This is a genomic window from Ruegeria sp. AJ12, from assembly GCF_056536245.1.
This window is the reverse complement of the sequence record NZ_JBQFJJ010000001.1, coordinates 2,417,159-2,437,499: the sequence shown is the minus strand read 5'-3', so window position 1 is coordinate 2,437,499 and position 20,341 is coordinate 2,417,159. Positions and strand designations below refer to the sequence as shown.

The 20,341-nt window shown below is 60.7% G+C and carries 17 protein-coding genes; 13 read left to right on the top strand and 4 right to left on the bottom strand.

Annotation, left to right across the window (positions count from 1 at the left end):
- Positions 1-297 precede the first annotated feature (297 nt).
- On the bottom strand, positions 298-993 hold the full coding sequence (locus tag ACR3E0_RS12290; protein ID WP_480479106.1) for a hypothetical protein: 696 nt from the start codon (positions 991-993) through the stop codon (positions 298-300).
- 41 nt (positions 994-1,034) lie between these two features.
- Between ACR3E0_RS12290 and ACR3E0_RS12285 the strand changes: the two genes are divergently transcribed.
- Together ACR3E0_RS12285 and ACR3E0_RS12280 are read left to right on the top strand one after the other, a co-directional pair.
- Positions 1,035-2,483 (top strand): TrkH family potassium uptake protein, encoded by a 1,449-nt coding sequence (locus tag ACR3E0_RS12285; RefSeq protein WP_480479105.1) that lies wholly within the window; start codon positions 1,035-1,037, stop codon positions 2,481-2,483.
- The gene (locus tag ACR3E0_RS12280) at positions 2,483-4,057 is read left to right on the top strand and encodes a thiamine pyrophosphate-binding protein (protein ID WP_480479104.1); all 1,575 of its coding nucleotides are present in this window, start codon (positions 2,483-2,485) and stop codon (positions 4,055-4,057) included. The genes ACR3E0_RS12285 and ACR3E0_RS12280 overlap by 1 nt, the downstream gene beginning before the upstream one ends.
- Before the next feature lie 61 nt (positions 4,058-4,118).
- On the opposite strand, the gene ACR3E0_RS12275 is transcribed toward ACR3E0_RS12280, so the two are convergent.
- Positions 4,119-5,858, bottom strand: a complete 1,740-nt coding sequence (locus ACR3E0_RS12275; protein WP_480479103.1) for a serine protease — start codon at positions 5,856-5,858, stop codon at positions 4,119-4,121.
- A 206-nt stretch (positions 5,859-6,064) separates the two neighbouring features.
- On the opposite strand from ACR3E0_RS12275, the gene ACR3E0_RS12270 reads away from it, so the two are divergent.
- The gene (locus ACR3E0_RS12270) at positions 6,065-6,994 is read left to right on the top strand and encodes a glycine--tRNA ligase subunit alpha (protein ID WP_480479102.1); all 930 of its coding nucleotides are present in this window, start codon (positions 6,065-6,067) and stop codon (positions 6,992-6,994) included.
- Between the two features lie 8 nt (positions 6,995-7,002).
- Here the strand turns inward: ACR3E0_RS12270 and ACR3E0_RS12265 are convergent, their stop codons facing one another.
- Positions 7,003-7,635 carry a MarC family protein gene (locus tag ACR3E0_RS12265; protein WP_480479101.1) on the bottom strand — a complete coding sequence of 211 codons (633 nt, stop codon included), beginning with the start codon at positions 7,633-7,635 and terminating at the stop codon, positions 7,003-7,005.
- Between the two features lie 91 nt (positions 7,636-7,726).
- Here ACR3E0_RS12265 and ACR3E0_RS12260 point away from each other — a divergent pair, with 91 nt between their 5' ends.
- The 8 genes from ACR3E0_RS12260 to glmM all read left to right on the top strand — a co-directional run bounded on the left by ACR3E0_RS12260 (position 7,727) and on the right by glmM (position 18,565).
- Positions 7,727-8,251, top strand: coding sequence for a DUF6446 family protein (locus ACR3E0_RS12260; RefSeq protein WP_480479100.1), 525 nt, complete (start codon positions 7,727-7,729; stop codon positions 8,249-8,251).
- Between the two features lie 7 nt (positions 8,252-8,258).
- The gene (gltS, locus tag ACR3E0_RS12255) at positions 8,259-9,473 is read left to right on the top strand and encodes a sodium/glutamate symporter (RefSeq protein WP_480479099.1); all 1,215 of its coding nucleotides are present in this window, start codon (positions 8,259-8,261) and stop codon (positions 9,471-9,473) included.
- Positions 9,474-9,482: 9 nt separating this feature from the next.
- Positions 9,483-11,702, top strand: a complete 2,220-nt coding sequence (gene glyS / locus ACR3E0_RS12250) for a glycine--tRNA ligase subunit beta (protein WP_480479098.1) — start codon at positions 9,483-9,485, stop codon at positions 11,700-11,702.
- 47 nt (positions 11,703-11,749) lie between these two features.
- Positions 11,750-14,311 (top strand): putative PEP-binding protein, encoded by a 2,562-nt coding sequence (locus ACR3E0_RS12245; protein WP_480479097.1) that lies wholly within the window; start codon positions 11,750-11,752, stop codon positions 14,309-14,311.
- Between the two features lie 187 nt (positions 14,312-14,498).
- Positions 14,499-15,140 (top strand): cell wall hydrolase, encoded by a 642-nt coding sequence (locus tag ACR3E0_RS12240; protein ID WP_480479096.1) that lies wholly within the window; start codon positions 14,499-14,501, stop codon positions 15,138-15,140.
- A gap of 129 nt (positions 15,141-15,269) precedes the next feature.
- Positions 15,270-16,190 carry a dihydroneopterin aldolase gene (locus ACR3E0_RS12235; RefSeq protein ID WP_480479095.1) on the top strand — a complete coding sequence of 307 codons (921 nt, stop codon included), beginning with the start codon at positions 15,270-15,272 and terminating at the stop codon, positions 16,188-16,190.
- Positions 16,187-17,185: a dihydropteroate synthase gene (gene folP / locus ACR3E0_RS12230; protein ID WP_480479094.1), complete on the top strand. Its 999-nt coding sequence runs from the start codon at positions 16,187-16,189 to the stop codon at positions 17,183-17,185. Before ACR3E0_RS12235 ends, folP begins: the two co-directional genes overlap by 4 nt.
- A 33-nt stretch (positions 17,186-17,218) precedes the next feature.
- Positions 17,219-18,565, top strand: coding sequence for a phosphoglucosamine mutase (gene glmM, locus ACR3E0_RS12225; RefSeq protein ID WP_480479093.1), 1,347 nt, complete (start codon positions 17,219-17,221; stop codon positions 18,563-18,565).
- On the opposite strand, the gene ACR3E0_RS12220 is transcribed toward glmM, so the two are convergent.
- On the bottom strand, positions 18,562-19,464 hold the full coding sequence (locus ACR3E0_RS12220) for a DMT family transporter (protein WP_480479091.1): 903 nt from the start codon (positions 19,462-19,464) through the stop codon (positions 18,562-18,564). The genes glmM and ACR3E0_RS12220 overlap by 4 nt on opposite strands.
- 78 nt (positions 19,465-19,542) lie before the next feature.
- Here ACR3E0_RS12220 and ACR3E0_RS12215 point away from each other — a divergent pair, with 78 nt between their 5' ends.
- Positions 19,543-19,854, top strand: coding sequence for an ArsR/SmtB family transcription factor (locus ACR3E0_RS12215; protein WP_480479089.1), 312 nt, complete (start codon positions 19,543-19,545; stop codon positions 19,852-19,854).
- Positions 19,851-20,306, top strand: a complete 456-nt coding sequence (locus ACR3E0_RS12210) for an SRPBCC family protein (RefSeq protein WP_480479087.1) — start codon at positions 19,851-19,853, stop codon at positions 20,304-20,306. The genes ACR3E0_RS12215 and ACR3E0_RS12210 overlap by 4 nt, the downstream gene beginning before the upstream one ends.
- Positions 20,307-20,341: the final 35 nt, after the last annotated feature.

The following is a 20,341-nucleotide window of genomic DNA, read 5'->3' as shown; positions in this document are numbered from 1 at the left end:
ATCAGCGCTTTTTTGCCGCAATGCAGCAAAAATTGCTGCATGCGCGATGTTTTTTGCGGTAACGTGACCCAGAGCGCAGCTGCGGTCGCCTGCGCCCATGATGGTATACCGCCCTGGAAGGACGCCGAGACGTGCGACGCCTTGGACTGCAAGACCTTGACATCCGCTCGACCAATCGGAGCGGGCAGGGCGACACACCTCCAGATTTCAGTCTGCATCGCATTCACAGGAGAGACATGTAATGAACCCGATTACCCAACCGCTGGAGCTTCAGGCTGCGGCGTTCCGCATCGCCGGCTATGCGATGGTAAACCAGATGAAAATCATGCAGATCATGGCCCGGTCTGCCATTGAACTGCCCATGGCCCCGGTCAACGCATTGTATGCGACATCGTCAGCCCCTGCCCATGCACCCGCGAAACCAGCCGCTGCCAAGCCGGTTGCGAAACGCGCTGCCGCGCCCAAACGGGTTGCGCCTGCCGCCAAAAAGGCAAAGCCTGTCGCTGCCAAGGCTGCGCCTGCAAAAGCAAAAACCAATGCCAAACCAGCCACGCCGGTGTCCAAAGCAACACCCGTCGCCGAGTTTTCCGCAAAGCCACGCATTGCTGCCAAGCCGACGCCGGCAAAACCCGAAGCCAAGCCGGCTGCGGCAACCAGGGCCAAGGCAGACCCCGCAGCGCCTAAACCGGCAGCGAAACCAGTGACACCCAGAACGGCCGCTTCAAAACCAAAGGCGACAAAGGTTGCTGAATCAAAACCTGCTGCAGCCAAGGCAAAAACCACGCCAGCGCCCAAGCCGGTTGTAGCCGAACCAAAGCCGGCCACGCGAACAGCTCCTGCAACGGCTGCAAAAGCGGCACCCAAGGCAGCGGAAACGCCATCCACACCTGCGGCTGAAAAGCCGGCACCACAGCCGCGCCGGACGCGCGCGCCGTCCAAACCACCCGTGATGCCCGAGACAACGGTCAAAACCGAAGAGTAAACCCGGATCATCCGCTTGACACGGTCGGGTCGCCGCGCCAACGCTGCCCGTCATGATGGATCTTCGCCCGGTCGGATATGTGATTGGCTTGCTGGTCGCCATTCTGGGCGCGACCATGCTGCTGCCTATGCTTGCGGACATGATCGAAAGCCGGGGCGAGTGGCACGTCTTTCTTGAAAGCGCGATCCTGACGGTTTTGACGGGCACCGTGCTGGCATTGAGTTGCGCGAACGGGGTGGGTGAGGGTCTGACCATTCGCCAGACCTTTCTTCTGACCTCTGGTGTCTGGGTGGCTTTGCCGGTTTTTGGGGCGATTCCCTTTTTATTCGGGGAATCCGAACTGCGATTTGTCGATGCCTATTTCGAGGCGATGTCGGGTCTGACCACCACCGGCTCGACGGTTCTGACCGGTCTGGACGATCTGCCGCAGGGATTGTTGCTCTGGCGCGGTATTCTGCAATGGCTGGGCGGCATCGGCATCATCGTGGTCGCAATGGTGTTCCTGCCCGAGTTGCGTGTTGGCGGGATGCAGATCTTCCGCTCGGAAGGGTTTGAAACCATGGGGAAAATACTGCCTCGCGCGCAGGAGATCGCCGGGCAGATTTCCCTGATCTACGTGTTCCTGACCTTGGTCTGCTGTCTGGTCTACGCGGGCCTGGGAATGAGTTTTTTTGATGCGCTCGTGCATTCCATGACGACGATTGCGACGGGTGGGTTTTCCAACTACGACGCGTCTTTTGCGACCTTTCAGGGCCCGGTGGAATACGCCGCTTCGGTCTTCATGATTCTCGCAGCTTTGCCCTTTGTGCGCTATGTGCAGCTGGCCAATGGCCATACGACGTCGTTGTGGGAGGACAGCCAGATCCGGGCCTTTCTGGCGACAATCCTCGTGCTGGTCGCAATCATGTCGGTTTTCCTGACGTCGGTTTTCCCGCATCACTGGGAGCAGGCGTTTCGCGAGTCGCTGTTCAACATCACGTCGATCATATCAGGGACCGGATATGCCAGCGTGAACTACATGACCTGGGGCAGCTTTCCGGTCATGCTGTTTTTCCTGATCGGCCTCATTGGCGGTTGCGCCGGATCGACCGCCTGTTCGATCAAGGTGTTCCGGTATCAGTTGCTCTTTGCGTCGATAAAGACGCAGATTCGGCGCATTCGATCCCCGCATGGGGTCTTTATGCCCCAATATGACGGGCGACCGGTTGGCCGGGACGTTCTGACCTCGGTCATGAGCTTTTTCATGTTTTTCGTGCTGTCTATGGGTGTTCTGTCCTGGGCCCTTGCGTTGACGGGCCTGGATTTCATCACCTCGGTCTCCGGTGCGGCCACCGCGCTGGCCAATGTCGGTCCGGGTCTGGGCGATCACATTGGCCCGGCCGGCAACTTTGCCGGGTTGAACGACACCGCCAAGTGGCTGTTGTCGATCGGAATGCTTGTCGGACGCCTGGAACTGCTGGCCGTCTACGCAATCTTTACCGTTCAATTCTGGAGAGGCTGATGAAAAGACCCCTTGGTGCGCAAATCTCGCACATGCTCAGGGATCGGGGTGTAGACGTGATTTTCGGCATCCCCGGTGTGCACAATCAAGAGATGTACCGGGGCATCGAAGACGCCGGGATCACGCATGTGCTGGCCCGGCATGAGCAGGGCGCCGGGTTTATGGCCGACGGGTATGCACGGGCAACGGGCAAACCGGGGGTGGCCTATGTGATCACCGGGCCGGGCCTGTGCAATATCATGACTCCGATGGGCCAGGCCTACAGCGACTCGGTGCCGATGCTGGTTCTGTCCTCCTGTCTCGACGAAACGCAGGCGTTTCGCGGGCAGTTGCATCAAATGAAGGATCAGCGTGCAGCAGCCGAGACTGTGGCGGACTGGTCCTGCCAGGCAGAAACCGCCGCGGCAGCCTATGGTCTCGTCGAGCGCGCTTTTGAGGAATTCGAACTGTCGCGCCCGCGCCCTAAGCACATACAGGTGCCGATTGCGCAACTGGAGGCCGACGCGGACCCGGCACCGTTTCCCAATCAGGCGGCCTTGCGCACGCAGGTCCTGCCGCCGGACGTTGCACCGGTTGTGTCGCTGCTGAACATCGCCCGCAGGCCTTTGTTTATTCTGGGTGGCGGGTGCAGGTCCAATGCCTGGCGGCAGATCCTGACCCAACTGGGGGCCGCCTGTTTTACGACGTATGCAGGGCGGGGCATGGCCGGTCTGGGCTACGAGCTGGATTTTGGGTCCATGCTGCCGCGACCGGGCAGCGCTGACGTGATCGCCTCGGCGGATCTGATGGTTGCGGTCGGGACAGAACTGGCCGAGGTTGATCTCTGGCGCAGTCACCTGGGGCATACTGCCAATCTGGTCCGGGTCGATCTGGACCCCGCGGTTTTGTCGGATCATCACCGCGCCGCAGTGAAACTGCAGGCTGATGGCGAGAGCTTTGCCAAAGCTCTGTGGGCAGCCACGGAAAACGCCAGACCCGCGACGGGTTGGACGGTTGAGGAGGTCTCTGAGGCTCGTATCCGATGGCGCGCCGAAGTGGATGCGGAACGCCCGGGCATTGTGCCGGTTGCCGATGCGTTGCGCGCTGCCATCCCTGCCGATGCGATGATCTATTCCGACATGACGCAGTTCGCCTACGCCGCGAAAGAGGTGTGGGATATGGCCTTCCCGTATCACTGGCACCACCCGACCGGGTTTGGCACGCTGGGATATGCACTGCCGGCGGGTATCGGGGGCGCGGTTGCGCGCCGCGGCAAGCCGACTGCCGTGATTGCCGGTGACTATGGGTTCCACTACACGCTGCAGGAATTGGGCGTTGCGGTTGAACTGGGTCTGTCGCTTCCGATCATCCTTTGGGACAACGGGAAACTCAAAGAGATCGAAGACAGCATGGTGCGCAGCCAGATCGCCCCGAACGCCGTGGTGGCCCGCAATCCCGATTTCTGCAAACTGGCAGAGGCGTTCGGCGCCTTGTCAGCTGCGCCGTCGACTCTGGAAGAGATGCAGGCTGCGGTAAAAGCCGCGTTTGATGCACCGGTTCCAACGCTGATCCACGTGACGCCGGAGATACTTTAGGCAGCTTTGCAGAAAAAGCGCCGCGTCTGTGTGCGGCGCTCAATCCGTGTTCAAGCCCGGTTCAATCCCAGCAGTGCACAAGAACGGTCATACCGCTCGCCCGGCGGTTCAGCTCATTGGGCGATATCTGCGCTGTTTCCTGCCCCGGCTGACCTGTGACGCCGGCCTTGGTCAGGATATCGGTCAGGCGATCCACGGTGGCGGACAGGCTGACAGAGGCGGGCAGGGTGCGGCCATCTGAGGGCGCGGGCAGAAGCATGCCAACCACATTGCCGCTGTCGTCGAAAACAGGCCCACCAGCGTCGCCGGGCTGTGCATTCAGAGCAAGACGTTTTACGCCGGTTTCACCGTCCAGGCCCCGGATATCCGCGATTTGCCCATAGGTCAGGGTCGGAGCCCCCAGCACGCCCTGATACGAGAATCCGGAGACGGCCACCTCGGATTGAATCCGGGGCTGTTCCGCACTGAACGCCGCCACGCTCATGGGCGCCAGCGTTTGGCTGGGGCGCAGGACCGAGATACCCAGATCGGCGTCGGTCCACGCGACCTGAACTTCCTGATCGCCGTCCAGAGTGACGCGCGTGCAGCTGTCTGCGGCTTCGGATACGGTCAGGACGGCGCCGCTCTCATCGGCAAAAAAGCCGGATCGCGACAGGCGGGGTTTGCGCACCTGTAGGCCGGATACGAGGTCGATCCTCTGCTCGGCATCTGCTCCGGCGGTTGCGTCGAGCGCGGCATCGGTGGTGGAAAAGCTGTTCTTCATCGCCGCCAGAACACGGGCCCGGCGGGCGTCATCACCTTCCGGCCAGACCAGAGTGAACCCCTTGATCTGTTCGCCAGCCAATTCCGCTTGTGTGTATGAGACGATGCCGTTGCCGCGTCCTTCAAGGGTAAAGCGATCACCGCGCAGCTCGCGCGGGCCATCCAGCGGCACGATTTCCAGCGACTGCATCACTTCGAACAGCGCCCGCAGGGTCGCTTTGGTGCCTTTCTGGCTGATCAGCAAGGCCTGGGCACCCTGATCGGCGGAGCTTTTGAAGTGCACAAACGGAGCCTCGTACCGGTCAAACGCGACAACACCCAGTGGCATATCCATTGCGATTCCGGCCCTGTCGTCGATATAGGGCTGCAGTCCGACACTGATCAGGGGCGCGTTATACTCGTCCATCAGAGCCTTACGCTGCAAGGTGGTCAGGACACCGGTTGGCTCATAGCCGTTGAAACGTTGCCACTCGCCCATGGACCGACGCGTACCCTGACCAAAGGCCCCGTCGATCGTCGAGTTGTAGAACCCGGCAGCCTGCAGCGCGGTCTGCAGGTCCTTGCGTTCTTGCGCGCTCAGCAAACGTTCGTTCTGCAAGGCTTCAGAGCGGGACTCATCGGCCGCCTGCGGCGCCACCTCGGCCAGAGGCTGTTCCTCTTGCGGCTGGGGCTCTACCGGGGGCGCAATGACGCCCCGGTTCAGAATGTTCGCGCCGATGGGCCAGAACTGCTGTCCCAGACCGCTGGAAAAGGTGATGAAACTGTCTGCCGGGATCTGCCGTTCGGTTCGGTAAACCCGCAAAACCTGCTCGGCGTCGCTGCGCAGGTAAGGCCCGATGACAATCGCATACCAACCGCTGTTCAGCCGGAACCCGTTCACGTCAGGAAGTGAGTTTGCGTAGGCCTGAGCGCGGTCCTGCGCTTCCCGCAGCGAGGGTTGCGCCTCGACCTGGACCCAGACGCCCTGATCTTGCTGAGCGGTCGCGGCGTGCAGGCCGAACAAGAGAAACAAAAGAATTGCTGTAAATACGCGTGTCATATTCTGCCCGTTTTATGCAGTGTTGGTGCTTGGGCGCACAGTACGCGATTTCAGACAGCGAAAGCCATGCTTGGAATACGGGGAATTTCCGGTGTGGCCGTGCAGTTACAGGATCGCACCACTGGCCCGTTGACGCCCCTTGGCCCCTTGCATAGGAAGGGCAGAACCGACCGGAACCCGGCGCCTGTGCGCCCAAAGGGAATGTCATGACCGAACCGTCCAGCGCACCTCGTTCTTTTCAGGAGATTCTCCTGCGTCTTCAGACCTATTGGGCGTCCAAAGGCTGCGCCATCCTGCAGCCCTATGACATGGAGGTCGGGGCCGGGACGTTTCACCCGGCGACCACACTGCGGGCATTGGGGTCCAAGGCCTGGGCCGCAGCGTATGTTCAACCTTCGCGCCGCCCGACCGATGGGCGCTATGGCGAGAACCCGAACCGGCTGCAGCATTATTACCAGTATCAGGTGCTGATCAAACCCAGCCCGCCTGACCTGCAAGAGCTGTATCTGGGCAGCCTGGAGGCCATCGGTATCGACATGGACCTGCACGACATCCGTTTTGTCGAGGATGACTGGGAAAGCCCCACGCTGGGTGCCTGGGGCCTGGGCTGGGAGGTCTGGTGCGACGGAATGGAAGTCAGCCAGTTCACCTATTTCCAACAGGTCGGCGGCCATGACTGCGCGCCTGTCTCCGGCGAACTGACCTATGGTCTGGAACGTCTGGCCATGTACGTCCTTGGTGTCGACCACGTCATGGACATGCCGTTCAACGACCCGCAGTCGCCTAGCCCGCTCACCTACGGCGATATTTTCAAACAGACCGAAGAGGAATATGCCCGCTGGAACTTTGACGTCGCCAATACCGAGGTCCTGCTGCGTCAGTTCGAAGAGGCCGAGACGGAATGCGCCACCATTCTGGCGCAGGCCCACGACGATCCGAAAACCGGTAAGCGGATCATCATGGCGCATCCCGCCTATGACCAGTGCATCAAGGCCAGCCATATCTTCAACCTGCTGGACGCGCGCGGCGTGATCTCGGTGACGGAACGGCAGGCTTACATCGGTCGCGTGCGGGCACTGGCCAAGCAATGCGCCGACGCGTTTGTTCAGACCGAGGCTGCCGGGCAGGCGGCCTGATGGGGCTATCAGGCCAGCCCCGGCAGCAGCGCCTTGAGGCCGTCGGCAATCATGCTGATTGCGATGGCCGACAGGATCATGCCCATGAACCGGCTCATGATCACCCGGGCGTTGTCCGACAACCGTTCAGCCAACCACGCGGCGTTCCAGAACGTGACCAACAACAACAAAACAACACCTACGAAAACGCCCGCAAAATAAATGGCTTCGATGGGTTTGCTGACGTGATGCGCATACAGGATCAACGTGGTTATCGTTCCGGGACCCACCAGTATCGGAAACGCCAGTGGGTAAAAGGCTACGGTTTCCGGCGCCGGATAGGATTGCTTTTCGCCTTCGGTTCCATGATGCGAACTGCTTTCGCTGCCGTTGAGCATATTCAACCCGATCATCATCACCACCAGACCACCGGCCACACGCAGGTGGTCCACCGTGATCCCGAACAATCCCAGCACCTGACTGCCTACAGACGCAAAGGCACCGCCAAGGATCAGGCAGTACAGGGCCGTCTTGACCGCTATCTTCCGTTGCTCTGCAGCCGACAGGCTTTGTGTCACGCTCAGAAAGACCGGCAGGTTGGTCACCGGGTTCATGATCGCGAAAAGCGCACCGAAAAATCCAACGGTAAGTGTCGTGTCCATTCAAAACGCCTCGGGTCTGTCTGTTCCGCGATGGAACCTGTCCTATTTTTGATGCACTTGAAAGAGGCAGCATAAAAGGAAAAGCCAAAAGATGACTGGAAAGGCCCTTGCACTCATCCTGATCCTGTCCGGCGTTTTGGCCGGTGCGGGCATGTATTACCTGCAGGTTTACGGGTATTACTACGAGGTCGAACCGCGCCCCGGACAGGATGTGGTCTTGTTGGCGGCAGACGCCGACGTGCCCGCTCCGATCCCGTATACCGCGTTTCAGGCGATTGATGCGGACAGTTCTCCGATCCGGTACCGGGCCTGCTTTGAAACCGACCTGACGCTGGACGAACTGCGACAGACATACCGCCGGGCTGACGAGGCAACGCCGCTCACGGCACCGGGCTGGTTTGACTGCTATGACGCGGAAATTCTGGCCGACGCGCTGAAATCAGGCGGGGCCGAGGCCTTCGTCGGCATCAAGAACGTGCATTTCGGGGTGGATCGTATTGTGGCGGTCACTCAGGATGGCCGGGGATACGTCTGGCACGTGCTCAACAACTGCGGCGAAAAGGCCTATGACGGCACGATCGTGGGCGAGGAATGCCCGCGCAGACCGGAAAGCTGAGGCACGGATGGTCGAACAGGTAATCGAGATCCCGGATTTTCTTACGGCCACTCTGGGTTTCGCAGTCTATCTGATCGGCGCCGAGATCAATGGGCGGGTCGCGGTCCTGCGGGAGTTCAATATTCCCGAACCTGTCACCGGTGGATTGTTGGCCTCGCTGGTGGTTCTGGCGTTGTACCTGCTGTTTGGTCTTGAGCTCTCCTTTGGATTGGACGCCCGGGACTTTCTGTTGGTTGTCTTCTTCGCCGGAATTGGTCTGAACGCACGGGTGTCTGACTTGATTGCAGGCGGTAAGCCGTTGCTGTTGCTCTTGATTTTGACACTGGCAACGATTGTCTTTCAGAACGTTATCGGCGCTGCGGGTGCGGCGGCTTTCGGCTACCCGGCGCAAGCGGGCGTGCTGTTCGGCTCGGCCGCTCTGATCGGTGGGCACGGGACCGCCATCGCGTGGGCACCCGAGGTGGCCGAGGTCACCGGTCTGGCGGGCGCGACCGAACTGGGTGTCGCCGTGGCCACTCTGGGGCTTGTTCTGGCGGCGTTGGTCGGTGGGCCGATCGCCCGCCTTTTGGTCGAAGGGCGGGGCCTGACACCGGCCCGGCCCGACGAAGAACACACCATCGGTTTGTCTGACACCGAGGAGGACACAGCGTCCAGGATCGATCACCTGTCGGTCATGCGCGTTCTGCTGTATCTGAACCTCGCCATCATAACCGGGTACATGCTGAGTGAGAGCATCGCCGCAGCCGGCCTCAAATTGCCGCTTTTCGTGCCTTGCCTTGTCATGGGTATCGTCATTGCCAATCTGCGATCCTATCTGGCCCCGCGCGCGCAGCCTGTTGCGCGCACGCCGTCCCTGGCCCTGATTTCCGAGTTTTCGCTGGGTGCGTTTCTGGCCATGTCCCTGATGAGCCTGCAGTTGTGGACGATTGCCGAGCTTGGTTTGGCCATCGTCGTGATCATGTCGGCTCAGACCCTGTTCGCCGTCGGTTTCGTGATCTGGGTGTTGTTTCCGGTCATGGGTGGAAATTACCGCGCTGCGGTGCTCTCCGCCGGGTTCGGCGGTTTTGCCTTGGGGGCAACACCAACCGCAATCGCCAATATGACGGCTGTGACCAAGAGATACGGCCCGTCGCCTATTGCCTTTATCGTGCTCCCCCTTGTATCCGCTTTCTTTGTGGATATCGCCAATGCCATCGTCATCCAGACGATCGTCAATTTCTAAGGACCGAACATGCCCGACCTGCTGATCGAACTGTTTTCCGAGGAGATTCCCGCGCGTATGCAGACCCGCGCCGGTGAGGACCTGAAAAAGCGGATGACGGACGGTCTGGTCGAAGGCGGTCTGACCTACGCCTCTGCTGCTGCTCAGACAACGCCACGCCGCCTGACGCTGGCGGTCCAGGGGCTGCTGGCAGACAGCCCGACCATCCGCGAAGAGCGCAAGGGGCCCAAGGTCGGCGCGCCGGACAAGGCCATCGAGGGGTTTCTGCGCGGCGCAGGCCTGACCCGCGATCAGCTTGAAGAGCGCGACACGCCCAAGGGTGCGACCTATTTCGCCACCGTCGAGAAAGCCGGGCGTCCGGCAGCCGAGATCGTCGCTGAGGTGCTCGAAGCCACCATCCGAAACTTCCCGTGGCCGAAGTCGATGCGCTGGGGCAGCGGCAACCTGCGCTGGGTCCGCCCGTTGCATTCGATCCTGTGCATCCTGACGGACGAAACCGGCGCGCAAGTGGTGCCGCTTGAGATTGACGGGCTCCGGTCCAGTGACAAAACCGAAGGCCATCGTATCATGGCACCGGGTCGGTTTTCTGTATCCTCTTTCGAGGATTACGCCGCAAAGCTAAAGCGTGCTTTTGTGGTGCTGTCGCCTGAAGAACGTGCCGAGCATATCTGGAACGACGCCCAGAACATGGCATTTGCCGCTGGTCTGGACGTGGTCGAGGACAAGGGTTTGCTGGCCGAGGTTGCCGGGCTGGTTGAATGGCCCGTGGTGCTGATGGGGCAGATCGACGACCAGTTTCTCGACCTGCCGCCCGAGGTGCTACAGACGTCGATGAAAGAGCATCAGAAGTTCTTTTCCGTGCGCAATCCAAAAACGGGTCGGATCGAACGGTTTATAACGGTTGCAAACCGCGAAACGACGGATAACGGCAAAACCATTCTGGCCGGAAACCAGAAGGTGCTGTCGGCGCGTCTGGCGGATGCAAAGTTCTTTTGGGAGAACGACCTGCGCATTGCCAGATCGGATATCACGCAATGGACCCGTGCACTGGAGAATGTGACCTTCCACAACAAGCTGGGCACACAGGCCGAACGGATCGACCGCATTGCCGCACTGGCCCGCGAACTGGCCCCGCTTGTTGGCGCGGATGCAGATCAGGCAGAGAAAGCCGCGCGTCTTGCCAAGGCTGATCTAAGTTCCGAGATGGTCTATGAATTCCCGGAACTTCAAGGACTTATGGGGCGGTATTACATCAAAGCGGCAAGCGAGGACGCCGCCGTGGCTGCTGTGGCGCAAGAGCATTACTCGCCGCTGGGTCCGTCGGATGACGTACCGACCGCGCCGCTCTCGGTGACCGTGGCGCTGGCCGACAAGCTGGACACGCTGACCGGGTTCTGGGCGATCGATGAGAAACCAACCGGATCGAAAGACCCGTTTGCGCTGCGTCGGGCCGCCTTGGGTGTTATCCGGCTGGTCCTTGAAAACGGTTTGCGCATGCGTCTGGACCGCTTTTTCGACAGTCAGCTTGTTCGGGCCGAAAGCGCCATCCATGACGCGCTACCGCGCGAAGACATAAACGATCTGCTCGAAGAGATTGCGGATCATGGCGTATTCGGAGCCGCCTTTCGCACGGTCAAGGAAAAACTCGGCGATCGCTCAACAGCCGATTTTCTGAAACTGGAACAGAAGGTTCCGGACGCGTCCGACGACCTGCTGTCCTTCTTCCACGACCGCCTCAAGGTCTTCCTTCGCGACGAGGGCATCCGCCATGACGTGATCGACGCCTGTATCGTGATGGACGCCAATGATGATCTCTATCTGCTGGTCAAACGCGCGCGCGCGCTGAACACCGTGGTCGCGACCGAAGATGGTGAAAACCTCGTGCAGGGCTTCAAGCGCGCCAACAATATCCTGACGCAAGCCGAAGAGAAGGACGGGGTCGAATACTCCTATGGCGCGGATGCGAAATTTGCCGAAACGGACAGCGAGAAGGCCTTGTTCGGTGCGCTGGATGCGGCGCAGGCAAAGATCGACCCTGCACTGAAGGCCGAGGACTTCGCGGTCGCGATGTCCGCCATGGCGGCGCTGCGTGGGCCTGTGGATGCGTTCTTTGAGGATGTTCAGGTTAATACGGATAACGACATCCTGCGCCGTAACCGATTGAACCTGCTCAGCCAAATCCGGCAGGTGTGTTCGAGTGTTGCCGATTTGAGCAAGATCGAAGGTTAAAGGATTCCGCGCGCCCTTGCGCGAAGGGCGCATCTGCCTATGCTGCGGTGAAACCAAAAGGTGCCGCAGTGCAGAATAATCCGCATACCACGCTCATTACATCGAATGCGCCCGTTGCTGCGCATACCCATGGCGGACGGGCAAAATGCCTGCAACGACTGGTCCGGTTGGACCTGCCGGTGCCCCGCACGGTGGCTTTGTCCTTCAATGCGGTTCATCGGATCGCCGAAGGGCGTGTACCCGATCTTGCAGCGATCCTCGAACTGTTTGACACTGCCACACTGCTGTGTGTGCGGCCCAGTTCCGAAGACCCCGATTGGGGTGGCCCGGGGGCTGTGCTGAACATCGGCATGAACGATGCGCGCTATGTCGACCTGTCGGATACGATGGGTGCCGAGGCCGCCGCCGCGCTGTATCTGCGGTTCGTGCAAAGCTACGCAATCCACGTGGCGCGGCTGGACGCGGATGTCTTCGACGATATCGAGGCCGATGGCAGCGAAGGGTTGCGCCTGTCGCTGCGCGCCTATGAGGATGAGACGGACGAGGCGTTTCCTCAGGACCGGGGCGAGCAGTTGGTGGCCGTTCTGCGCTCAATGGCGCGCGCATGGGATGGCACCTCGGCCCGCTTGCTGCGGCAGGCCAAGGGCGCCCCGGCGGATGCGGGGCTTGGGCTGGTGATACAAGAGATGATTCCGGGCGTAGGGCAGGGTGAGTGTGGGTCTGGCGTGCTGCAACTGGTGGATTCGACCACCGGCATGCCGCAGATCACCGGGCGCTATCTGAGCCAGAGTCAGGGCCGGGACGCCTTGGGCGAAGGGGTTGCCGCGCTGTTTCTGGAAAAGGATCCGCGCGGCCAATCGCTCGCAGAAGTTGCTCCCAAGGCATTTGCGGACCTCAAGGCGCAGGCCGCTCTGATGCGTGAAAAGCTGCGCGAAGAGATGCAGGTCGAATTTGTGGTGGAAAACGGTCAGGTCCACATTCTGGACGGGGTGCGGGTTCAGCGCAATGCACGCGCTGCGATGCGCATTGCGGTCCGCCTGGCCGAAGACGGGATCATACCGCCGCAAGAGGCGGTCATGCGCGTCGATCCCCATGCGCTGAACGAGCTGCTGCACCGTCAGGTCCACCCCGAGGCACGCCGCGATGTTTTGACCACCGGTATTGGGGCCAGCCCCGGGGCGTCGACCGGCAAGATCGTCTTTACCGCCGCCGAGGCGCAGGCCAGCGCCGCGCGCGGCGAGGCCTGTATTCTCGTGCGCCGCGAAACCTCGCCCGAGGACGTGCGCGGGATGCACGCGGCGGTTGCGGTTCTGACCGAAAAGGGCGGAATGACCAGTCATGCGGCGGTGATTGGCCGAGGGCTCGGCCTGCCATGCATCGTGGGTGCGTCCGACATGCGGTTTCAGACCAAAAAGAGGCTGCTGACTGCGCCGGATGGCCGGGTGTTCAAAACCGGCGATACCCTGACAATCGACGGCAGTTCCGGGCAGGTTCTGGCCGGCCAGCCTGCCATGCTGGAGGCGGCCCTGGATGACAGTTTTCAGACATTGATGGCCTGGGCGGATGCCGAACGGGATATCGAAGTCCGCGCGAATGCCGATACACCTGCGGATGCGCAAACCGCGCGCAATTTTCAGGCGCAAGGCATTGGTTTGTGCCGAACCGAGCACATGTTCTTTGATCCCGGCCGTTTGATCGTGATGCGCGAAATGATCTTTGCGCAGACACCGTCGGGTCGCGCGGCTGTGTTGGAACGCCTGTTGCCCATGCAACGCGACGACTTTGTGCAACTGTTCCGGATCATGGAAGGGCAGCCGGTTTGTATCCGCTTGTTTGATCCGCCCTTGCACGAGTTCCTGCCCACCAATCGCAGCGGGCAGAGAGAACTGGCCGAGGCGCTGGATCTGCCGGTCTCGGATGTGGAACGCCGGGTCGATGCGATGAGCGAATACAATCCGATGCTGGGGTTGCGCGGCGTCCGGCTGGGCGTCACCGTGCCGGAAATTTACGACATGCAGGCCCGTGCGATTTTCGAGGCGACGCTGGAGGCCCGCGAAAACGGTGCCCCTGTTGTGCCGGAGGTGATGATCCCACTGGTCTCTGCCAAGCGCGAGGTCGAACTGGTCAAATCCCGCATCGATTCCGTCGCAGCCGCCGTTGCTGCCGAGCAGGGCCAGGACTTTGAATACCGGCTGGGCGTGATGGTGGAAACGCCGCGCGCCTGTCTGCGCGCCGAAGACATTGCGCCCCACACGGCCTTTTTGAGCTTTGGGACCAACGACCTGACTCAGATGACCTATGGGCTGTCCCGAGACGACGCAGGGCGGTTCATGTCTGCCTATGTCCGGCAGGGCGTGTTCACCGAAGATCCCTTTCACGTGCTGGACCCGGACGGGGTGGGCGAATTGCTGAGGCTTGGGTCCGAACGTGGGCGCGCCGCAAAACCCGATGTCACCCTGTCGGTCTGCGGCGAGCATGGCGGAAACCCCGAATCAATCGCCATTTGCCGGGATCTGGGGTTTGACTACGTGTCTTGTTCACCCTTCCGGGTGCCGGTCGCTCGGCTGGCTGCCGCTCAACTGGCGATTTCGTCCAGACTTGGGGGTTGACATAGGGCTTTTGCCCAAGGATTAGTGGGGCAGGGATGGACCTGTGGTCGAATTTTTTCGACCCCGCGGGCGATTTTCCTCTTGCTTTTTTTTCAGAACTGGACGTTTGCCCCTGAGTGGGGTAAGAGCCTCGTCGCGCCCGCCGGGGGAGGGTATGGCGCGTGAAGTGCCTGTGCGAGGTTATCTGATGCTACGTTACATAATGGCTGTTGCCGCTGTGGCAGCAACCGTGCTGCCTGTTGCGTCCTTCGCCGAGAGGGAAGCGACCGATACTGCCAAGCAAGAGCTTGTCGCCCGCAACGAATTGCCGGGGCAAAGCTTTCGCGACTATTTCAAACTGTTCCAGCCGCGAAAGGCGGCTGAGCCGATCACAGTGTCTTATTCCAAGGGCTGGCTGGATCAACAACCCGTTGCGACCGGTGACGAGAACTGGAAATGCCTGTCCGAGGCGCTGTACTTCGAGGCGCGCGGCGAAAGCGTTCGCGGTCAGTTCGCCGTGGCCGAGGTTATCCTGAACAGGGTCAAAAGCAGCCGCTTTCCGGATTCGCTGTGCGGCGTGATCCGTCAGGGCACCGGTAAGAAATACCAATGCCAGTTCACGTATACCTGTGACGGGCAAAAGGAAGTGATCCACGAGAAAAAGGCGTTTGAACGGGTGTCCAAGGTTGCGCGTGCCGCAATCGACGGGGTCGCCAAGGAACTGACCGAGGGGGCCACGCACTACCATACCTCGGCAGTGCGCCCTGCATGGTCTCGTGTCTATCGGGAGACCGCTCGTATCGGTGTGCATATCTTTTATCGGCACAACTACCGCACTGCGAGCAACTGATGGGTTCGGCTGCCTCGGCAGCCTGAACGCCGCATTCGGTGGTTGGAATGGCGTTTGTTTGAATGTTATAGGGCCTCGCAGCGCCTAAACTGGGCGAACGTCAAATCCAAGCCCGAATAGGCCTGTTCCATGAGTTCTGAAATCCGCCTGGCATTTGCACACCCGTCCGAACGGTCCGAAGCGACCTCGACCCGGGGACCTCTGGATCGCATTTCGCTGCGGGATCATATCGTCGAAGTTGAAATCGGCGCCTTTCAGGCCGAGCGGGGGACAACCCAGCGCATCTGCTTCAACATCGTGGTCGAAGTGCGCCCGCTGACCGATCCGATCGATGATGATGTGGATCGCATCTTGTCCTATGATCGCGTGACCGAGGCCATCGCCTATGAATTGTCGGCGGAACGCTTGAACCTGCTGGAAACGCTGGCGGAGCGTGTGGCGGAGCGTATTTTACTTGAGCCTCAGGCCGTAAGAGCCTTTGTTCGCATTGAAAAACTGGATCGAGGTCCAGGGGCGCTCGGCGTTGAGATCGTGCGGGGACGGGACGCCCATCACCACGATATCGTCGAAGAAGAGCGCCCGCATCCGCGTCTGGTATTCCTGTCAAACGAGGCGATTGTATCCGAAAACCTGACCGGATGGATCGATCAGCTTGAAAACCGGCAGCGCCCGTTGATCTTGTGTGTTGGTGCATCGGAGATGTCAGTCCCGCAGACGGGACATGCGATGACACAGCGCCGGATCGATTTGCTGGCCATTGAACAGAACGCGTGGGTGCTGGCCGCGCGGGATCACCGCTGCGTGGTTGTTGCAACCCGGACCGAGCTGGATTGGGCGATGAAAAACGGCCAGATCTGCGTGTGGGCCCCGTCCAAGATCGTTTTGGATGCGGTGGATGGACCATCGGCGGCGCCCTCGGACGCTGTGGCCTTGGCTGCGTGGTTTGCCGCAACCTTTGAGGCCAGCGAGATGCTGGTGATCGGTGGTGACCTGCCCGAAGCACCGAAAACGCCCTTGCGTGCCGTGCCTGTGGATCAAGCGAAGCTGTGACAACCTATTTCAGACCGCTGGTGCAACATGGACCGAACCGGCCAAAAGGTGCAGTGCCGCTGGCGGGTCAGGCGCTGTGGTTCACGCATGCCGAAGCCTTGGCGCGGGGTTCTGTGCCCGAAGTTCTGGCGGCTGACGACCTTCCCACAGACGTGTTGGATCGACTGACCCGCGCGCGCGGGTCTATAGCTGGTCTGGACATGGCGCATTCGCAGATCATGGGTATTCTCAATACAACGCCTGACAGTTTTTCGGATGGCGGATTGCACCATTCGGTCGATGATGCGCGCCGTGCGGCCATCAGCATGGTTGGACATGGGGCCAGTATTCTGGATGTTGGCGGGGAATCGACGCGTCCGGGTGCGGCGTTTGTCGACGAGGATACAGAAATCGCCCGAACCCGCCCGGTGATCGAGGTCATTCGGGCGGAAACGGATGCACTGATTTCTATCGACACCCGCAAAGCCCGCGTTGCCAGGGCGGCCTGCGCGGCCGGGGCAGGGCTGGTCAATGACGTCTCGGGGTTCACATTTGATCCGGATCTGGCCCCGTTTTGCGCGCAAGCCAACGTTCCGGTCTGTGTCATGCATATGCAGGGAGATCCCGCGACGATGCAGGACAACCCGCACTACGAAAACGTGTTGCTGGACGTTTATGACCTTCTCGAAGGTCAGATCGGGTATTTGCAGGACCTGGGCCTGAACCGCGATCATATCGTGATTGATCCCGGTATCGGGTTTGGCAAAACCCAAGATCACAATCTGGCTTTGCTGCGCAATCTCAGCCTGTTTCACGGTCTGGGGTGTCCCATTCTACTGGGGGTGTCGCGAAAAGGGTTAATCGGCACGATCGGGCAGGAGCCAGACAAGACGGCGCGTGCACCGGGATCAATTGCGGTGGCTCTGGCCGGATTGTCCCAGGGTGTGCAGATCCTGCGTGTGCATGATGTGGCCGAGACCGCTCAGGCCTTGCGTCTGTGGGCCGCTGTCCGTTAATTCGGTCGCAACCAGAGTGATGGAGTGACACCAATGCGCAAGCTGTTCGGAACCGACGGGGTGCGGGGCACCGCCAATACGCATCCGATGACGGCGGAAATGGCATTGCGCATCGGAGCCGCGGTCGGGCGGTACTTCCGCCGCGATGCCAGCGGAGTGCACCGGGTGGTGATTGGTAAAGATACGCGTTTGTCGGGTTATATGCTGGAAAACGCATTGACGGCGGGTCTGACCTCGACAGGAATGAACGTGTTGCTGCTGGGTCCGGTTCCGACTCCGGCGGTCGGGCTCATGACCCGGTCGATGCGGGCGGATCTGGGCGTGATGATCTCAGCCAGCCATAACCCTGCGATCGACAACGGGATCAAGTTCTTCGGCCCGGATGGGTTCAAGCTGTCCGATCAGGCCGAAATTGAGATCGAGAGGCTGATCGAGGAAGGAGTCAAACCCGCCCAGGCTCAGAACATCGGACGGGCCCGCCGGGTTGACGATGCCCGGTTTCGGTACGGAGAGCGTATCAAATCCTCGCTGCCTCGCGAGTTGCGGCTGGATGGGCTGAAGGTGGTCATCGACTGCGCCAACGGGGCCGCGCATCGCACGGCGCCCGAAGTGCTGTGGGAGTTGGGGGCCGATGTCATACCGGTGGGCATTGCGCCCAACGGCAAGAACATCAACCTCAATTGCGGCTCCACGCAGCCTCAGTTGGCTGCGGAAACCGTTGTGGCCCATGGGGCCGATGTCGGTATCTGTCTGGACGGCGATGCCGACCGGGTGGTGATGATTGATGAAACCGGACAAGTGGCCGATGGCGATCAGTTGATGGCCCTGTTGGCCTCGGCTTGGGCCGCATCTGGTCAGTTAAAAGGCGGCGCACTGGTCGCGACGGTCATGTCCAACCTCGGGCTGGAGCGGCATTTGTCCGCGCAAGGCCTGCGATTGGAGCGGACGGCCGTTGGTGACCGCTATGTGGTTGAACGGATGCGGGACGGTGGCTTTAACTTGGGGGGCGAGCAGTCCGGGCATATCGTGATGAGTGACTATGCCACCACGGGTGACGGGCTGATGGCCGGGCTGCATTTTCTGGCGGAAATGGTCCATTCCGGTCGCAAGGCGTCAGAACTGTCAAAACAGTTCGAAACGGTGCCGCAGTTGTTGAAAAACGTCCGGTATCAGGCGGGCCAGGTGCCATTGGATGCCCAGAACGTTCAGGCCGCCATTGCCGATGCCGAGGCGCGCCTGAACGGGCAGGGGCGTTTGCTGATCCGCAAATCCGGAACCGAACCCCTGATCCGCGTCATGGCAGAATGCGAAGACGCGGCGCTTTTGGAACGCGCGGTGGATTCGGTCGTGGACGCCGTTATGGAAGCGGTCGATGGTTAGCGGCCGATCAGCAGCTTTCTGAGGCTGAACCACTGACTGATGGCCAGACCTGTCAGGATCAGCGTAAGGGCGATGTAGAACCGCAGGGGCAGGGCCTCTGACAGAATCCATGCGCCGAACACCATCGACCAGATCGGAACCTGATAATTCACCAGCGTCAGAAACACCGACCCTGCGCTGCGAATGATCGAGACCCGCAGGAGCGTGGCAAAGGCGGTCGGAACAAGGCCGAGTATGATGATGGCAAGCCCGGACCGGTTGCCTTGCCACTGTGGCACCCCCTCTGTCGCAAACATGAGCGGCAACAGGATCACGGCGCCCACCACCAGTGTCAGCGCCGCCAGTGTGACGGGATCGATCGGCGGGCAGCGACGGGTAAAGATCGACGCGACCGAATAACAGAGTGCGGCGCCGATACACGCCAACTGTGCCAAGGGTTCGGCCCCTTGTCCAATCTGGGCAAGCCCGGGACCAATCAGGACCAGCGCACCCGAGAATCCCAGTGTGACACCAAACAAACGACGCGCGTTCATCGGCTCGTCGGAAAAGAAATGCGCCAGCGGCAACACCATTAGGGGAATCGCCGCCATCGACAGTCCGGCAAAGGCCGATGCCACGTATTGCTGCCCCCAACTGAGCAGGATGAATGGCAGCGCGGTCGACAGGATGCCGATGATAAAGATGTATCCCCACAACGCGCGGCTCGGGCCTGGAAACCGACGCCCGGTTACGGCCATCAGAAACAGCAACATCAACGCGCCCAGCGTTGTGCGCGCGGTTGCCACCGTGACCGGGCCATAGCCTTCCAGCGCCATGGCCACGACCATGAACGTGCCGCCCCATATGAGGCCAAGTGAAATGACGCCGCTCCAGTCGCGGTAATCGGGTTGTTGGACCATAGCCCCCCTTATCCTGTGGCTCAGCCGATGTCACGTGCCTGATATTGACAAAGCGTTAGTATCTACTTACGGTAAGTAATGGCTTACAGAGATGCATTTTCCGCCTTGGGCGACCCGACACGGCGACAGGTGTTCGAAGCCCTCGCAACCCGGCCACGCGCGGTCGGCGCCTTGGCTGACACACTGCCGGTCAGCCGTCCGGCCGTGTCGCAGCATCTCAAGGTTCTGTCGGATGCGGGGCTGGTGGGATGTCATTCGAAAGGGACGCGCAGGATTTACTTTGCCCGCCCCGAAGGTCTGGCGGACCTGCGTGCATGGCTGGACCGATATTGGTCAGACGTATTGGATAGCTTCGCTGCGGAGATCAACGAGGAAGGAGCCGATGTATGACGGACCCGATTGTCAAAACCGTGACTGTCAATGCGACGCCGGACCGGGCGTTTGATGTGTTTGTCCACCGGATCGCAAAATGGTGGCCGCTCGATGGGCACGCGGTTTCAGCGTCAGGGGGAAAACCGGCGCTTGCCGTCACAATCGAACCCAGGGTCGGCGGTTCAATTTTTGAAACGATGCATGACGGCGGACGGGCGGATTGGGGAAAGGTATTGGAGTATGAGGACGGGCGCCGTCTGGCCTTCACCTGGCATCCCGGGACCAACAGGGACAAACCCACCCGGGTCGACGTGACGTTTGAAGCCGACGGCGCGGATCACACGCGGGTGACCCTGATCCATTCGGGGTGGGAGGTTTGGGCGGACGAGGCCCCGGACAAAAGAGGAGGCTATGACACGGGTTGGGACTATGTGCTTGCAGAGTGCTTTGTGAACGCATTCCTCAAATAGTTGAGGCGGCCCGAAAAGGCCGCCCCGTCACCAAC

What these genes read in the sequence shown, in the direction of transcription:
- ACR3E0_RS12290 (WP_480479106.1), bottom strand. Translation starts at nt 993, where the DNA reads ATGATCCGGGTTTACTCTTCGGTTTTGACCGTTGTCTCGGGCATCACG.
- ACR3E0_RS12285 (WP_480479105.1), top strand. Translation starts at nt 1,035, where the DNA reads ATGATGGATCTTCGCCCGGTCGGATATGTGATTGGCTTGCTGGTCGCC.
- ACR3E0_RS12280 (WP_480479104.1), top strand. Translation starts at nt 2,483, where the DNA reads ATGAAAAGACCCCTTGGTGCGCAAATCTCGCACATGCTCAGGGATCGG.
- ACR3E0_RS12275 (WP_480479103.1), bottom strand. Translation starts at nt 5,858, where the DNA reads ATGACACGCGTATTTACAGCAATTCTTTTGTTTCTCTTGTTCGGCCTG.
- ACR3E0_RS12270 (WP_480479102.1), top strand. Translation starts at nt 6,065, where the DNA reads ATGACCGAACCGTCCAGCGCACCTCGTTCTTTTCAGGAGATTCTCCTG.
- ACR3E0_RS12265 (WP_480479101.1), bottom strand. Translation starts at nt 7,635, where the DNA reads ATGGACACGACACTTACCGTTGGATTTTTCGGTGCGCTTTTCGCGATC.
- ACR3E0_RS12260 (WP_480479100.1), top strand. Translation starts at nt 7,727, where the DNA reads ATGACTGGAAAGGCCCTTGCACTCATCCTGATCCTGTCCGGCGTTTTG.
- gltS (WP_480479099.1), top strand. Translation starts at nt 8,259, where the DNA reads ATGGTCGAACAGGTAATCGAGATCCCGGATTTTCTTACGGCCACTCTG.
- glyS (WP_480479098.1), top strand. Translation starts at nt 9,483, where the DNA reads ATGCCCGACCTGCTGATCGAACTGTTTTCCGAGGAGATTCCCGCGCGT.
- ACR3E0_RS12240 (WP_480479096.1), top strand. Translation starts at nt 14,499, where the DNA reads ATGCTACGTTACATAATGGCTGTTGCCGCTGTGGCAGCAACCGTGCTG.
- ACR3E0_RS12235 (WP_480479095.1), top strand. Translation starts at nt 15,270, where the DNA reads ATGAGTTCTGAAATCCGCCTGGCATTTGCACACCCGTCCGAACGGTCC.
- glmM (WP_480479093.1), top strand. Translation starts at nt 17,219, where the DNA reads ATGCGCAAGCTGTTCGGAACCGACGGGGTGCGGGGCACCGCCAATACG.
- ACR3E0_RS12220 (WP_480479091.1), bottom strand. Translation starts at nt 19,464, where the DNA reads ATGGTCCAACAACCCGATTACCGCGACTGGAGCGGCGTCATTTCACTT.
- ACR3E0_RS12215 (WP_480479089.1), top strand. Translation starts at nt 19,543, where the DNA reads ATGGCTTACAGAGATGCATTTTCCGCCTTGGGCGACCCGACACGGCGA.
- ACR3E0_RS12210 (WP_480479087.1), top strand. Translation starts at nt 19,851, where the DNA reads ATGACGGACCCGATTGTCAAAACCGTGACTGTCAATGCGACGCCGGAC.